At 34.9% G+C, this 15,417-nt stretch carries 12 protein-coding genes; 6 read left to right on the top strand and 6 right to left on the bottom strand.

Annotated elements, in window-relative coordinates; all coding sequences use genetic code 11:
- Window positions 1-53: 53 nt before the first annotated feature.
- Window positions 54-1,946 carry an ankyrin repeat domain-containing protein gene (locus I862_RS01850; protein ID WP_038538327.1) on the bottom strand — a complete coding sequence of 631 codons (1,893 nt, stop codon included), beginning with the start codon at window positions 1,944-1,946 and terminating at the stop codon, window positions 54-56.
- Between the two features lie 166 nt (window positions 1,947-2,112).
- Here I862_RS01850 and I862_RS01845 point away from each other — a divergent pair, with 166 nt between their 5' ends.
- The 4 genes from I862_RS01845 to I862_RS01830 all read left to right on the top strand — a co-directional run bounded on the left by I862_RS01845 (window position 2,113) and on the right by I862_RS01830 (window position 5,802).
- Window positions 2,113-2,637 (top strand): LexA family protein, encoded by a 525-nt coding sequence (locus I862_RS01845; protein WP_084173755.1) that lies wholly within the window; start codon window positions 2,113-2,115, stop codon window positions 2,635-2,637.
- A 5-nt stretch (window positions 2,638-2,642) separates the two neighbouring features.
- Complete coding sequence (locus tag I862_RS01840; protein ID WP_038538325.1) at window positions 2,643-3,905, top strand: Y-family DNA polymerase; 1,263 nt, start codon at window positions 2,643-2,645, stop codon at window positions 3,903-3,905.
- 350 nt (window positions 3,906-4,255) lie between these two features.
- Window positions 4,256-5,182 carry an ankyrin repeat domain-containing protein gene (locus I862_RS07785; RefSeq protein WP_052646312.1) on the top strand — a complete coding sequence of 309 codons (927 nt, stop codon included), beginning with the start codon at window positions 4,256-4,258 and terminating at the stop codon, window positions 5,180-5,182.
- A gap of 95 nt (window positions 5,183-5,277) precedes the next feature.
- On the top strand, window positions 5,278-5,802 hold the full coding sequence (locus I862_RS01830) for a LexA family protein (RefSeq protein ID WP_038538323.1): 525 nt from the start codon (window positions 5,278-5,280) through the stop codon (window positions 5,800-5,802).
- A gap of 143 nt (window positions 5,803-5,945) precedes the next feature.
- Here I862_RS01830 and I862_RS01825 read toward each other — a convergent pair whose 3' ends face one another.
- Both I862_RS01825 and hisS read right to left on the bottom strand, forming a co-directional pair.
- Window positions 5,946-6,764: a division plane positioning ATPase MipZ gene (locus I862_RS01825; protein ID WP_038538321.1), complete on the bottom strand. Its 819-nt coding sequence runs from the start codon at window positions 6,762-6,764 to the stop codon at window positions 5,946-5,948.
- 10 nt (window positions 6,765-6,774) lie between these two features.
- Window positions 6,775-8,025, bottom strand: coding sequence for a histidine--tRNA ligase (hisS, locus tag I862_RS01820; protein WP_038538318.1), 1,251 nt, complete (start codon window positions 8,023-8,025; stop codon window positions 6,775-6,777).
- Window positions 8,026-8,191: 166 nt separating this feature from the next.
- Here hisS and I862_RS01815 point away from each other — a divergent pair, with 166 nt between their 5' ends.
- Window positions 8,192-8,479 (top strand): hypothetical protein, encoded by a 288-nt coding sequence (locus I862_RS01815; RefSeq protein WP_038538315.1) that lies wholly within the window; start codon window positions 8,192-8,194, stop codon window positions 8,477-8,479.
- Window positions 8,480-8,553: 74 nt separating this feature from the next.
- Window positions 8,554-9,762 carry a 5-aminolevulinate synthase gene (gene hemA, locus I862_RS01810; RefSeq protein ID WP_038538312.1) on the top strand — a complete coding sequence of 403 codons (1,209 nt, stop codon included), beginning with the start codon at window positions 8,554-8,556 and terminating at the stop codon, window positions 9,760-9,762.
- Between the two features lie 19 nt (window positions 9,763-9,781).
- Here the strand turns inward: hemA and I862_RS01805 are convergent, their stop codons facing one another.
- The 3 genes from I862_RS01805 to recJ form a co-directional block, all read right to left on the bottom strand.
- The gene (locus I862_RS01805) at window positions 9,782-12,220 is read right to left on the bottom strand and encodes an ankyrin repeat domain-containing protein (protein WP_038538309.1); all 2,439 of its coding nucleotides are present in this window, start codon (window positions 12,218-12,220) and stop codon (window positions 9,782-9,784) included.
- Between the two features lie 309 nt (window positions 12,221-12,529).
- On the bottom strand, window positions 12,530-13,531 hold the full coding sequence (locus I862_RS01800; RefSeq protein WP_038538306.1) for an NAD(P)H-dependent glycerol-3-phosphate dehydrogenase: 1,002 nt from the start codon (window positions 13,529-13,531) through the stop codon (window positions 12,530-12,532).
- Complete coding sequence (gene recJ / locus I862_RS01795) at window positions 13,524-15,326, bottom strand: single-stranded-DNA-specific exonuclease RecJ (protein WP_052646311.1); 1,803 nt, start codon at window positions 15,324-15,326, stop codon at window positions 13,524-13,526. Before recJ ends, I862_RS01800 begins: the two co-directional genes overlap by 8 nt.
- Window positions 15,327-15,417 lie beyond the last annotated feature (91 nt).

Genomic DNA, 15,417 nt, shown 5'->3' with positions numbered 1-15,417 from the left:
GCATTCAAGTAGAGAACATTAAATAAATTATATATAAGGTTTTAACCGTTAAGCTATATCTCTTGCAAAACGGCGTTTTCCTGCTCTATTTGTTTAGCCCAGCTGCTTATTTTTTTCTTATTTATTGAAAACGGTACTCCTTGAGCTAATGCTTTTTCCTGCTTGATTTTTCTATATTCCGAAACCTTTTCAAGCAGTTGCTTAACATTTTCCGATTGAGTGAGGTCTTTAGCTGTTTGACCTTTATTATTCGTTATATCCGGATCCGCCCCTGCTTTTAGGAGGGTTACTACTGTTTTAATGGAAGATGAGTCTTTTAATATAGCTAATGGCAGGTGACTTGTCATTGAAAGCGTTAAGAAGGCGGCAATATAGCGGTTTGAATTCCCGGCGGCTGCCAGCATTAACGGCGTATAACTTGAGTTGTTAGGCCAGTAACCTTGAGCATTGATATTAATATTCTCTACACTCCTCAGTAAATACTTAATTTCTTTTGCTTTTCCGGCGAAAGTGTATTCAAATAATTTTTTTTCGCCCTCTATCTGAGTAATCCATTTGTTAACCATCGACTTTGTAGGATTATAAGGTATAACGGCAGTTGAAGCTCTATTCGGTATGCAATCGTTAATCAGTTCAATTGCTTCCGGAGTAAGTTTGGATTTTTCTATATAAGTTTCATAAGATTTTTTAAAATCCTGATCTTTCACTAGAAGGTAAGAAATATATCGAGTTGTTATATTAAGTAAAGGCGGCGTATCATTCAATTGTGCTGTTTTGTAAAAATCAAATTTTTCAAATAATTTTTTTATACCGATATTTTCCGTCAGTTCTTTAGCTGTTCTGCCGTGAATATCCGTAATATTAATATCTGCTCCTGCTTTTATAAGTAATGCTGCCATCTCTAAGTTTCCATTCTTGGCTGCAATTATTAAAGCAGTTTCTAAACTGAATTTATCCCTTGTATTTAGATCGGCACCGTTATCTAATAATATTGCTACTATTTCCTCATACTCTTTTTTCACTGCAAGCATTAATGCTGTTCTGTTATCATTGCGGTAAGCGTTTACATTAGCCTTCTTGTTTAATAGTTTTGCTACCACTTCTATATGACCGTTTTCTGCAGCATGCATTAATGCAGTGTAACCTAACTTATCTTTCTTATCGGGATCTATGCCGTTATTTAAAGCAATACTTACCAGCTCTACGCTTCCGGTTTTTGCTGCGGATATTAATGTTTTATAGCCTAACTCCCCTTGAATATTTATATTTAAGCCTTTACTCAGCAACAATTCCGCTGTTTCATTATGATCGTTTTCTATTGCCTTTTCAAAAGTTTTGCTATATTCGGTTTCACCATCATTCGGCTTTATAAACCATCTCAACAAAGGTTCAAATATCCTTGTAAACAAGCCTTTTGTTAGTTTTTTTTCCAGAAGTATTTCTAATGTTTCCGTGTGTCCGCGTTCGGCGGCGTGTATTAATGCGGTGTTTTTACTTTTGTCTTCTAAATTGAAATCCGCGCCACTACTTAAAAGCTCTTTTACTATTTTCGTATGACCGCCTTTAGCTGCGGTTATTAATAATGTTTCCCCGTCTTTGGTTTTTTTATTTAAATCTAAACCTTGCTTTAATAGTAACTTTACTACCTCTAAATGGCCTTGACGGATTGATTTACCTAAAGCAATTATATATTCATCTTGGGATGTTCCTGCAAGCCAGCTAAGCACTCTGTTTACAATACCGGGCTTTTGTTGTTTATTTAATAATAACTCCACCACATCTGCATGACCGCCTTCAGCTGCGGCGATTAGCGCTGTATAAGGGTGTCCGTTTAAAAACCCTTGGGCTTTTATATTAATATTTTTTTCTGCATTTAATAAAGATTTGATTTCCTCTATTTTACCATAGTATGCCAATGCAATTAAGTTTATCTCTTGATTTCTCATGGGTTTTTAATAATAAGCTATTTTTATTAAAAAAATTTATATATACACTTTGAGCAATTTTCAAACTTATAATTTAAGTAGGTATATTTAATACATCTCTTCTTGATTAGTGTACGGATATCATGTATAGTAAAAAACATAAACTGGAAACATACCGAGGAAAGATATGCACAATAATTTAAATACATTAAAAACCGAATTAAAGCTACTTATTAATGCGGATATTAACTGCAAGGAAGATGTAGAGGAATATATAGATCCTATTAATATGATGGAGAAAAAATTCTTCTTTTCAGGATATAACTCAATGACATTACCGTTTTTCGGTTCCAAGGTCGCCGCCGGCTCACCTGCGCTTGCCGATGAGTTCGTTGAGGACTTAATCAATCTCAATGACTGTTTGGTTAAAAATCCTCCTTCCACTTATTTCATGCGTGCGGTTGGCGTGCTGATGATGAATGTCGGGATATATCCGGGTGATTTATTGATCGTTGATAGAAGCGTTGAACCTGATAACGGAAAAATTGTGGTGGCAACGTTTGGAGGAGGGTTGATCGTGAGGAGATATTATAACGATAACGGTAGTATATTATTACTTCCCGAAAATGATGATTATAACGCAATTGATATTACGAATAAGCCGAATATCTCGGTTTGGGGGGTTGTAACTGCGGTTATTCATCGATTTTAAATAGTATGAAAAGGTTTATTGCGTTAGTGGACTGTAACAATTTTTATGTTTCCTGTGAAAGATTGTTCAGTCCTTCTTATATTGATAAACCGGTAGTAGTTCTTTCTAATAATGACGGTTGTGTTATTTCACGTTCCAATGAGGCCAAATTACTCGGCATACCCATGGGAGCGCCATATTTTAAGTTTGAAGCATTATGTAAGCAGCATAAAATAATTATTCATTCATCAAATTTTGAGCTTTACGGTGATATTTCAAGAAGAGTCATGGCTACCCTTGAAGCGTTTGTATCGAATATTGAAATTTATTCAATCGATGAAGCGTTTATTGATTTAACCGGTATAGCTGACCCCGTTGCATTTTGCGTAATGCTCCGAGAGAAGGTAATGCTTTGGACGGGTATGCCGGTTTCTATCGGCTTAAGTTATACTAAAACTCTGGCAAAAGCCGCCGGAGAAGTAGCTAAGAAATCGAAGAGCGGGGTTTGCGGTTTATTGGGAGAGGAAGAGATAAACCTGACTTTGCAGTCTTTGGGTATTAATAACGTCTGGGGTATCGGAAAAAAATGGGGCATGAAACTTGAGCTAAAATTCGGGATCAGAACCGCTTATGATTTAAAACAAGCAAGTGCTACTTTTATTAGGAAGCATTTTTCAGTAGTAATTGAGCGAATAATATATGAATTAAACGGGCTATCCTGTTTAGAGCTTGAAGAGATTGAGGCAAAGAAATCAATTTCTTCCACCCGCACATTCGGCAGGAGTGTGAGCGAACTTAGTGAGCTAAGGGAAGCAATTGCTTCATATACGGCAAATGCTGCAAGAAAGCTGAGAAGGCAAAATTCTAAAGCATACGGGATATATATTTATATCAGGACTGATAGTTTTAGAGATATTAAGCAATACAACAAAAGTAAATTAATTGAACTTACCTATCCGACTTCGGATACGGGGGCGCTGATCAGTGCGGCAATAAAAGGCCTGGAAGCAATATATAAGCGCGGATTCCAGTATAAAAAAGCTGGAGTGGTTTTACTGGATATAGTAAGAGAAAATTACTTTCAGCAGGATATAACCGAGGAATTCAACTCGGGAAAAGAGTTAAGGTCGGTTGCTCTCATGAAGGCAGTTGATGAGCTTAATAAGAAATTCGGTAAACGTTTGATTCAGCATGCGGCCGAAGGCATTAGAAAAGAATGGAAGGTAAAGGCTGACTTATTATCTCCCAGGTATACGACCAGATGGGATGAGCTACTGAGTGTTTATTAACTAAATCCAACAACCTGTACACTATTAATTTTAATTTAGTTGTTAAATATTGCTTTATTATTAGTTTTCAATAGTTGAAATTATTGGAGAATGATTTGTTTTTCCTTATTATTCAAACCCTTAACAAAAATTTAACTTTCCCTCAAACTATATTGAGCCATATTTAAGAAATACATTATTACTTATAGTAACCACTCTATATTCCTTACACATAACCTTAATTTGTTACTTTACAAGCATAAATTTAGTAACATATAATATAAACAATCTTAACTTTAGCTTAAATAAACGTTAGTTTCTTATGCTATTTGCACATGATATAATGCTTTTTTAACTAATTATGAAGAAAAATGAAAAATACTGATATTCCTGACTATACCCTGCTTGATAGAAATCCTTTTATATCTGCTGCAAGTGAGGGCGTGGAAAGTGTAGCGCATCTTATAGCAGAAGGTAAAGATATAAATAAAAAGTATTCTCGTGACCGCCATAAAACGGCCTTAATATATTTAGCCGGTATGGGGAAAGAAGAGGAGGTAAAATGTTTGCTGGAAAATGGAGCGGATGCGGATTTAGGGGATAATGAAGGTAAAACACCATTAATGTTTGCAGCGCAAAACGGATGTTTAGCAATCGTGAAATATTTGCTGGAGGTAGGAGCAAATCCAAATATCCAAGATATTAATGGTAAAACTGCGCTAATGTATGTAGGAAAATTGGGGATAAAATCTCAGGATAAAGATATTATAAAATATTTAACAGACTATGAGGCTGATCCGGAGATAAAGGATAAAGAAGGTAAAACAGCATTAATGCAGGCTGTTATAGAAAAAAATGTAAAAGCTATAGAATATTTTATGCAGCAAGGTATAAGGCTTAATAATGATGATAAATTGAACGATAATACTAAAGAGTTTTTCGAAGAATTTAATAAATATAATACAACTGTACCATCCTTACTTCGTATTGTACTTCAGCGTTTTGTTAACGGGTTGGGAGGTAATCCGAATTTCATAGATAATAATATCAAACATAATAATACTACACTTAAGGAATTAATACCCTATGAGCTGGCAATTATGGTTGATGATATTATACCTAATGTTAAAGCGACGGAAGTAACATATGTAAATCCTTTAAAAAGCGAGTTAAAAAGCTGGGTTGATAAAATTAACTTTAAAGAAAAAGAAAAATTTATACTTGAATCAGAAAAAGCCGGGGCTAAGTCAAGCGCACGAATAAATTTTAAGGATGCGTGGGATGCTTTAGGATTATAAATCAGCAATTATATAAAAACTAACTTGAATAATGTACGATAATCTATATAATAAGAACTATTTATGGATAAATTGTAGAGTAAGGAGGTTAGTTCATGAATGTTATTTGGGGCGGAAAAAGAGAGGGGTCAGGTAGACCACGCGGGGCAGGGAGTAAATATGGTGAACCGACAAAACCGATAAGAGTACCGGTTACTCGAATTGAAGAGGTGTTAACCATACTTGATCGTCCGCCTTGCAAACTGCCTCTCTATAGCTCTAAGGTCGCAGCCGGCTTCCCTTCACCTGCGGATGATAACATTGAAAATATGCTTGATCTAAATGAATACCTGGTAAAGAGCCCTGATTCGACATATTTGGTGCGTGCAACCGGCCTTTCAATGATTAATGCCGGAATACATCCCGATGACCTGTTGGTAGTTGACAGAAGCTTAGAGCCGCAGCACGGTAAAATAGTGATCGCGGCAATTGAAGGAGAGCTTACGGTAAAGAGACTTTATAAAGATAAGGAAAAAATCCTGCTTCTTCCTGAAAACTCCGAATTTCAACCAATCGATATTACTGATAAAGAAAGTATAGTGATTTGGGGCGTGGTTACAAATGTGATACATTCTTATTAATTACTTTGGTAAAAGTGAAGATTGTTTATCTATTAAATCTTATATTTTTAAACAATAAATTTAATAATTTATTTTCATAAAAATTCTAGGATAACAAAGGGTATAAATTATACCCTTCATAAAATTTAGAACATCCTCAATTGTTAAGCCGCAATTTTTTCAGTAATTTCTTTAATTTTTAAAGCTTGAATAAATTCTCTCAACTCCTGCCTTGCTGCTATCATAGAGGTGTTTATTCTAACTAAATTAGTTGTTCCGGCATCATGTAATGTAAGGCCGTGTAAAAAAAGTTCCTTAAAAATTACTCTATCACTAAACCCTGGCGCTACAATAAAACCGAGTTTTTTGGCAAGTTTTACGAGAGAAGCTTCGATGTTTCTTCTATTTAAAGTATCAAGCGAGGATACTCGGTTTTTAACTACCACCCACCTTATTTCCCCACGATTTCTAGCAGCTTTTCTTAATTTTTGTTCCCAAAACATTGCGCTATAAATTCCGGGAGTTATTACCTCCAAATTATCTGCACTAATTTTACCCAATAAGTCTACATCAATAAAGCTTTCATTTATCGGGGTGACTAAGGTATCGGCATATGAATGAGCAATTCGACTTAAAGGCGCATCACTTCCGGGAGTATCAATAACAATAAAATCATTATTTTCTTTTAAATTATTAAGTGCGCTTAAAAACTTTTCCTCTTCCTCTTTATTCCCTTCAATTATGTTAGGGTTTTTGCTTTTAGCAATTACCATATGCTCAGGGACTTCTAAATTAAGATTGTTCTTAGTTTTACTAAGCGCTCTGTTCTCTATGTAGCGAGTTAAAGATTGCTGTCTGGAATCAATATCAATAGATCCGACTCGAAACCCAAGCTTTAATAAGCTGATGATTAAATGCATTGCTGAAGTGGTTTTACCGCTTCCGCCTTTTTCATTCCCTAAAACTATTATATGAGCACTCACCCTATTTCTCCTAAAATTTTTCTAGATATTGATTTAGTTTATCCAAAGGAATTGTTTCTTCAACTCCTGAAATCATATTTTTAACTTTTATTACATTCATTACACATTCTTCATCACCGAAAATAAGGGTAGCTACGGCATTTAGAGAGTTAGACTTCTTAAATCTTTTTGAAATATTGCCGCTATACTCCGCAAAAATTCTAAATCCGGCTTTCCTCAAATTATTTAATAATACATATGCATTTTGCTCGGCAACCTCGCCGATTGCAATAAAGTAAAAATTTTTATCGATAGGGAAATTAAAGCCTTTAAGCTTCATAAGCTCAGCTAAGCGTTCAATCCCTGCTGCAAAGCCTATCGCCGGGATTGAAGATCCTCCCATGATTTCAACCAATCCGTCATATCTGCCGCCGGCAAGAACAGTGCCTTGGCTGCCGAGTTCGGTAGTAGTGAATTCAAATACAGTATGAGTATAATAATCCATTCCCCTGACTATCTTAGGGTTTTCTTTATAATTTATACCTAATTTTGTAATCCCCTCCAGCAGATTGTAGTAATACTCCTTAGATTTATCATTAAGATAATCTAAAAGAAGTGGAGCATCTGCAACAATCTTTTTATCTTCTTCGTCTTTAGTATCTAATATGCGAAGGGGATTTTTTTCTAATCTCCGTAAGCTATCAAAAGAAAGCTTTTCTTTATATTTACTGAAATATGCAACCAAAGCTTTTTTATATTCTCCTCTGCTCGCAAGATCACCGAGAGTGTTGATCTCAAGAGTAATTTCCTCATTAAAACCAAGTTTACTTAAAACCTCATGGGCAAGCGCTATGGTTTCTATATCGGAATAAGCGGTTTTAGCACCTATATACTCAAAATTAATCTGGTGAAATTGACGGTAACGACATTTTTGCGGACGCTCATGACGAAATAGTGCTCCCGCAGAAAAGAGTTTTTGAGGTAAGTTTTGAGTTAACCCGTTAGAAATTACACTTCTTGCAATGCCTGCGGTAAATTCAGGCCTTAAAGTTATACTTGTTTTATCTCTATCAATAAAAGTATATGTTTCTTTACTTACAATATCGGAAGTATCACCTAAAGTTCTATGAAAAACTTCACTTCTCTCAAATATAGGAGTTTGTATTTCTTCATAACCATAGTTCTGTGCTATTTTATAAGCAGTTTCAGTTATGTGGTTATGTAATTTAACATCTGCACCCATTATATCATGTGTGCCGCGTATGGGTTGTAATAAAGTCATATACGAATAAAATCATTTTTGTGCATGCTATAATAGCACTAACTATAAAATTTATCAAAGCAAAGGTTGAAATTATAAATGAGCCAATATATTTTAATAATATATAATTGCGCATTAGACAGATTTATATTAAATATACACATACTTAATCAAGGAGACCATAACTATGTTTGAAACAATAATTAATTTTCTTCATGTAGCGCCGCTTGCAGCAATCCTTGCGCTTGCAGTTGCACCAAAATTAGCATCACTATTGGGTAAAAATTTAGAAAATGCTAAAATAAATACAACGATGTTGGTATTATCTTCTATCGGGATTTTAGCAGGTGCATTTGAACACCATCACGGTATTCAACTTCTAGACCCATGCTTCGGTTATGCTGCAACTTTGGCTTTTGTTGCATTTAATATCTCTCAAAAGAAAGCTGTAAAGGTTTCTGTAACAAAAGAATAATAAAAATTATTTTTTGATTTCATGAGGCGGGAAAATATGTTAGTGTTTTTCTGCCTCTTTTATTTTATGATATTATGCCACAATATTTAGAAATTTTTCAGCAAGCCTTAGATAAGGTGAAAGACGAAGGGAGATACAGAGTATTTACCGAGTTGAAATATTCGGAAAACTCGTCGCCTAAAGCATTTTGTCCGCGGCTGAATAGAATGATAACCGTGTGGTGTAGTAATGATTATTTAGGTATGAGCCGTCATCCTAAAGTTGTTGAAGCAATGGTGGAAACAGCAAAAGTTATGGGTGTGGGCGCCGGGGGCACCAGGAATATCTCCGGAAACAGTATGCCTATAGTTGAGCTTGAAAGGGAACTATCCGAGTTACACGAAAAAGAGATGGCTTTAGTTTTTACTTCCGGCTATGTGGCAAATCAGGCAACGCTTTCAACACTTACTAAAATTTTACCCGATGTAGTTATGTTTTCGGATGAAGCTAATCATGCTTCCATGATACACGGAGTTAAAGACGGCAGAGCTGAGAAGAGAGTATTTAAACATAATGATCTTGAAGATCTGGAAAAAAGCTTAAAAGAAACCCAAATTTGGCGACCGAAGCTGATTTTATTCGAATCGGTTTATTCGATGCTTGGTGACATTGCTCCCGTTAAAGAGATTTGTGATCTTGCGGTTAAGTATAATGCTCTCACTTATATTGATGAAGTCCATTCAGTCGGATTATACGGGGAGAGGGGCGCAGGAATTGCCAAAATGCAAGGGGTGATGGATAGGGTGGATATTATTCAAGGCACCATGGCAAAAGCTTATGGGGTAATCGGTGGGTATATCGCAGGAAAAAAAGTAATTATTGATGCAATAAGAAGCTACGCGCCCGGATTTATTTTTACCACTGCGCTTCCGCCTGCGGTTGCTGCCGCTGCCACTCAAAGTATCAGACATTTAAAAACATCCGATTTTGAACGTAAAAAGCATCAGGAAGTAGTAAGTAAGTTAAAAGAGAAGCTTGATAAGGCTAAAATACAATATTATCAAAATGAAACTCATATAATTCCTGTCCATATCGGAGATCCGATTCTATCAAAAATGATATCAACCAGGCTACTTGAAGATTACGGATTATATGTTCAGCACATTAATTTCCCAACCGTGCCGAAAGGGAAAGAAAGGTTGAGAATTACCCCAACCCCGTTCCATACCGAGCAGATGATGGATGAATTGGTGAGCGCATTATCCGCTGTATTCAAGCAGTTTGAACTGCCTGTGGCCGCATAACTTCATGTAACATACTTTGCTATACTCCTCTATATGAATCAGGTTTTCCCTTTTCATTCTCTAAGCGCTCGGTAAAAGTCAAGGCTTTCATGCCGTTAAGCGCCTCGCTAAATATTTGTTTAAGTTGTTCAGTTATTTGCGGGTAATCCATTGCTTGAGAAAACTGTAGAATACTAAATCCTTCTTTTCCTAAAGGTTTACCTTGTGATTCGTGTCTATGACTTAAAATAGGGATTTTATATTTAAAAATATTACAAATCATTTGAGGATTTTTATCAGCAAAAAATTGCTTAATACCTTCGGCATTATTAAGCAATATAGCTTCATATAAATCTCTATATTCACTTGTAGGAGAGAGGCAAATTTCTGCAAGTGTAGTAATTAATTTTGATGCTTGAGTATTATAATGTAATGCGTACCCAACGCAATCCGTCGAAATTCTACGCCCCGGGGTGAGTATTAAGGATTTAGCAGATAAAACTCGTTTCATTTTCTCTAAACCATCTTGAGAGATGACCGCTTTAATTAAGTCAACCGTTATCGCAAGTTCTCCTTTTAAACTTCTACAAAACGGTGATTCCATTATATGTAAAAAGTCTTTACTTTCAGGAGTGGATGCAAGCTTTTTTATGTCAAGTCGAGGAGTAAATTCAATATCAGCGCTAAATTTAATCAGCAGGTTCACTGCTTCTCTATAATTTGTACCGATAGCAAAAGATAAAGGAGTATTACCAAAGCTATCAACAATATTCGGGTCAATACCATTTTTTAATAAAAATTCTATTACTTCAATTTGTTCTCTATTAATATAATCATGCAATAAGGAATTCGGAGATATAAAGTCATCAAGAACAGTTATATTAATATTTGCCCCATGATCCAGCAAAATTCCGGCAGCTTTTAAGTCCCCATTTAAAAGACACCACGACAAAATATGCAAAGCATAATTTTTAGGGACTTTACATTTTGAATTAAACGTGGGGTTAAAATCAAAAACAAATCCTTTAGAAACCTCAAAAGTATACTCGGTACAAACTATTTTTAACCCAAATTGTTCGAATGCTTCCTCTAAAAGTATTTCTTTTAAATAAGCAAGCTTTGATTCTCTATTTGAAAGCTGCTCTATATCTAAATTTTCTTTAGCGTACAGCTCCCGATGATTTCTAATAAAATTTATTCTTTTATTACTTTGCTCCAATCTTTTTTGAATACGTGATGATCTACCGTTTATAAGTTCTTCATATCTTACCTCTTCATTTAACTCAAATATTAAGGGTTCATTTATATTAATCCTTTTTATATTATCAGTAAAAGCTTCATAATCCTTAGACGTAAGATTAAGGAATATTTCTCTTATTATCCCTCTTCTAATCTCTTCAGGTGATTGTATGGACAATAAGTTAACACCATAGGGACTATCTCCTTTTTCTTTCCCTTTCTTTTTATGATTTGTTTTTACAACCGCCCTTTCTACTTCCTTCTCTTTTTCTTTATTTTTACCTCTTTCTTTAGTAGCTAAATCGGTTTTTATAATTTTTGTTTTTAGATCTTCGTGTTTTTTAGTATCCTTATATTTATTTTTTAAGGTATGTTCTATCATTTCTATATCAATGATATGGGGTAAATTTATTACATCTTCCCATAATAAAGTTGTATTCCTTACTAAGTTTCTAAAGAGTAAACCATGTGCTATTCTATTTCTATATTCCCTTAAAAGCTGCCAGTTCTCAGGAGTATTATGTATTCTTTTCTTTTGCATGTAATCTTTAAGATTTTCCCAGATAACCTGTACGGCAAGTAAAATTAAAGCTTGTCTCAGCGGTGATTTAACAAAGGTATCATGGTTTAAATCATTAGGTTCTATGAAGGGGCGAATTAAATTATATGTTTCTCGAATATTAAATAATGCTTTATCGGAAGCTTTCCTAATATTCGGTGCTTTATATGATTGGGATATTAAAGGTAGCACCCCGGCTTCAAACTTAATTTCTACATTGTTATTTAGCATTAATATGCTTGGTTCTTCTAAAATACGGCCTTCGCATAATGTTTCTCTAATTGTATCTTTTAGTTTAAATATATAGTCTAAGGTTGATTGATTATCTGAGCACCAATATGATATTAGCTCTTGTATATTTGTTGCATGAGCTATTGCTAATCTGTCATGTCCAAACCAATTTTTATTTGTTTTCCCTTCTGCATGTGCAAAACTCATGCTTGCAAGTTTGGCATGCTTTTCGGTAAAGTTGCGAGCAAGCTGTTCCTGTGCTGAGCCGATAAACTGTAAATTTAATAATATAAACGCCACTTCTTCTATAGAGTTAATTTTCTCGTTTTTTGAGATGATGGTTTCTATAATTTCTATACTTTCAAGAGTATATATAAGTCTATTCTTACTATTATAGTATTCCGAGTTATCAAAACGTAAACTATCATACTTTTCTCTTAATTCTTTCATAGTTATTTCCTTCGTATTTATTAAAAGATTTAATTAAAAATTAACAAAGGTTTCATAAATTTTTATTAATATAAACGCTATATATGATATTTATTATAAATTTTCTAAATATATTATATATTAGTAAGTTTATTTTGCAATTAATGTTTAAAGAAGAGAATAAAATCGGCATATCTGTCATAAGAGATGAAATATTATATTTTGAAAAATATAATTTATATTGATTGCTTGGCTAACTAATCAATTCAATAAAATAATTTATTACTACAGTGCGGGGAAAAAATAAGCCTAAAGTTAAAGCCGAATTATTTAAAACGTCTCGGCTTTAAGCGGGCGGTTAACCAGCAGATCAATTTCTTTTTCTATGTTGCTTCCTTGGTAAAGAATCCTATATACCGCCTTAAATATAGGTAAATCCAAGTTTAATTTTTCACATAATGCATTAATTGAATGTGAAGTAGGGTATCCTTCATAAGTCCCGTTTTCATTTAAGATTTCTCCGATCGATTTGCCGCTTGCAAGCATAAACCCCAAACTCATATTACGTGAGGTTCTGCTGCCGCATGTTAAAATCAAATCTCCCATACCGGCCAAACCGAAAGAAGTTTCGAGTTTTCCGTTAAGCGCAATTGATAAGCGGGTTATTTCATTTAATCCGCGAGTAACTAAAGCTGCTTTAGCATTTTCTCCTAAATTTAAGCCTTCAAGAATACCTGCCGCAATAGCAATCACGTTTTTTGCAGCTCCGGCAATTTGTACACCTATAATATCATTTGAGTAATAACATCTGAATGCAGGGTTGCTGAGCGCACGAGCAATACTAACCCCTGTTTCTTCCTGTGCACATGCAATAAGGGATGCCGAGAGTTTTTTTACAGCAATTTCACTGGCAAAGTTAGGCCCTGAAAGAATAGCAATAGTGTTCTGAGGCATGATTTGCCTACATACTTCGCTCATTAAATTTAATGTGTTGTTTTCTATACCCTTAGCACAGATGACTATAGGAACATTATTTGAAATATATTCCTTGAAATCCGATAAAAATTTTCTTAAAATCTGGGCGGGAATAGCAATTAAAATTAACTCCGCCTTTTTAAAAGAAGCAGGCTCATCGGTTGCAGATATGTTAGCGGGTAACTTTATGGAAGGGAAGCTTTTGGGGTTAATATTATTCTTGTTAATTGAGTCAACTACCTTTAAATTCCGGCTGTATATAATTACTTTTTCTATATTATCTGCTGCAGTAATTGCCAGGGCCGAGCCCCAAGCGCCGTCACCGATAATTAAAATATTTTTAAATTGTTTAATCATTTATTGCTGCATCTTCTATAATAAAGTCTATTTTATTTTTATCAAAACTACTCGCTTGAATAGTACCGGCAATGTTGACTTTTTTGCCGATACTATTTAGCAAAAATTGTCCTAAGTCCGTTTCTGAGCCTTTAAATAAAATACATTTCTGTACTTTATTGCCCCTGTCGGTTTTTTTATCGGTAACAATAACCATAACATGATAGCCACCGACTATAAGAGCACGGGTTATGATGACATCATGAAGGGCGAATTTAGGCGCCGGGTTGCCGCTGCCGTAAGGTGCGGCTATGTTGATATCTTCAATTAATTTATGGTTCACGGAAGCGACAGAAAGAACATGATCAATATGTAATTCCTTAGCTTTAATGAAAGGTTCTGCACCTATATCCAGTTTATTAATAAGATAATCACAAAATGGCTGCATTTTAGAAATTTCAACTGTAAATCCGCCGGCCATAGCATGACCACCGCCTTCAAGGAGTAAACCTTCAGTTTTAGCGCTTGCCAGCGCCCTGCCTAAATCAAGGCCTGTGATCGAACGTGCTGAGCCTTTAGCGGTATCTTCTTTTATTACCATCACCCCAGCGGGTCTGGAATATTTTTCTTTTAATTTACTTGCAAGAATGCCGAGAATTCCAATATGCCAATCCTTGCTTTTTACCAGCATAATTGAATTATTATAAAGCCGGTTTTTTTCGATCTGTTCAATAGCTTCTTCTAAAGCTTTTATTTCTATAGAGCGTCTTTCTTCATTATATTTTTCTAGCTGCATTGCAATATTATATGCTTCTTTAGGGCATTCGGTAGAAAGAAGGTAAGTTCCTAAAATACCCTCGCCGACTCTGCCTCCCGCATTGATACGGGGGCCGAAAGCATAACCTAAATGGTGTGCTTTCGGAGCGGAATCAATTTTAACCAGGTTAGCTAAGGTAGCAATTCCTATATTCCCGCGCTTTGCAATAATCTTAAGACCCTGGGTAACAAAAGCTCTATTAACTCCTTTTAATATCATAACATCACATACGGTGCCGAGTGCAACCAGATCTAAAAGTTTGAGTAAATCAGGCTCTTTTATATTATTTTTTACAAACCAATCCTCTTCTCTTAGTTTAGCTCTTAGAGCAACCGTTACCATAAATGCTACACCAACGGCAGCCATATATTTATAAGGAAAATCTTCATCAAATCGGTTAGGATTAATTACGGCTACAGCTTCAGGTAGCTGTTCTATCCCTAAATGGTGGTCAACTATAATCACTTCAAGGCCAATATCTTTTGCATGTTTAAGCGGCTCAAAGGAAACTATTCCGCAATCTACCGTGATTACTAAGCTATAACCTTCCTCTTTCAGCTTATCAAAAGCTAGCTTATTGGGGCCATATCCTTCCTTGAGGCGGTTGGGTATATAGACACCGATTTCAATATTTAAATCTCTAAAGAATCTTTTTAACAACGCGCTGGAAGTAGCGCCATCCACGTCGTAATCGCCGAAAACACAAATTTTTTCTTTATTATTAATAGCATCGATTATTCGTTTAGATGCTTTATCCATATCTTTTAGGGCAAATGGATCGTGGATTAAGTTTTTAAGTTTAGGGTCTAAAAAGTTTTCTGCTTCTTCAGCAGTTTTTACGTCTCTATTATAAAGTATTCTAGCCAAAACCTCATTAATATTAAGTTTTTGGCATAAAGTTCTAATTGTTCTTTCGCAACCTTCTTCAAACTTCCAATCTAATCCTCTAATCGACCTGCCAAACTTAATGCCCTCGGCATTGTTTGACTCAGCTAGCATTTTAAGTACTCGTTTAATTTATAATTATTCTATATTCTCTATTCATATAAGTAAATAATTTTGCTAAATAATCTTAAGCGAAGATATTGAA

The sequence above is a fragment of the endosymbiont of Acanthamoeba sp. UWC8 genome (assembly GCF_000730245.1).
GTDB lineage: Bacteria > Pseudomonadota > Alphaproteobacteria > Rickettsiales > Midichloriaceae > Jidaibacter.
This window is presented reverse-complemented; position numbering and strand designations above follow the sequence as displayed.

Excerpts from the sequence above, each read along its gene's own strand:
- I862_RS01850 (WP_038538327.1), bottom strand. The coding sequence starts at position 1,946 with ATGAGAAATCAAGAGATAAACTTAATTGCATTGGCATACTATGGTAAA.
- I862_RS01845 (WP_084173755.1), top strand. The coding sequence starts at position 2,113 with ATGCACAATAATTTAAATACATTAAAAACCGAATTAAAGCTACTTATT.
- I862_RS01840 (WP_038538325.1), top strand. The coding sequence starts at position 2,643 with ATGAAAAGGTTTATTGCGTTAGTGGACTGTAACAATTTTTATGTTTCC.
- I862_RS07785 (WP_052646312.1), top strand. The coding sequence starts at position 4,256 with ATGAAAAATACTGATATTCCTGACTATACCCTGCTTGATAGAAATCCT.
- I862_RS01830 (WP_038538323.1), top strand. The coding sequence starts at position 5,278 with ATGAATGTTATTTGGGGCGGAAAAAGAGAGGGGTCAGGTAGACCACGC.
- hisS (WP_038538318.1), bottom strand. The coding sequence starts at position 8,025 with ATGACTTTATTACAACCCATACGCGGCACACATGATATAATGGGTGCA.
- I862_RS01815 (WP_038538315.1), top strand. The coding sequence starts at position 8,192 with ATGTTTGAAACAATAATTAATTTTCTTCATGTAGCGCCGCTTGCAGCA.
- hemA (WP_038538312.1), top strand. The coding sequence starts at position 8,554 with ATGCCACAATATTTAGAAATTTTTCAGCAAGCCTTAGATAAGGTGAAA.
- I862_RS01805 (WP_038538309.1), bottom strand. The coding sequence starts at position 12,220 with ATGAAAGAATTAAGAGAAAAGTATGATAGTTTACGTTTTGATAACTCG.
- I862_RS01800 (WP_038538306.1), bottom strand. The coding sequence starts at position 13,531 with ATGATTAAACAATTTAAAAATATTTTAATTATCGGTGACGGCGCTTGG.
- recJ (WP_052646311.1), bottom strand. The coding sequence starts at position 15,326 with ATGCTAGCTGAGTCAAACAATGCCGAGGGCATTAAGTTTGGCAGGTCG.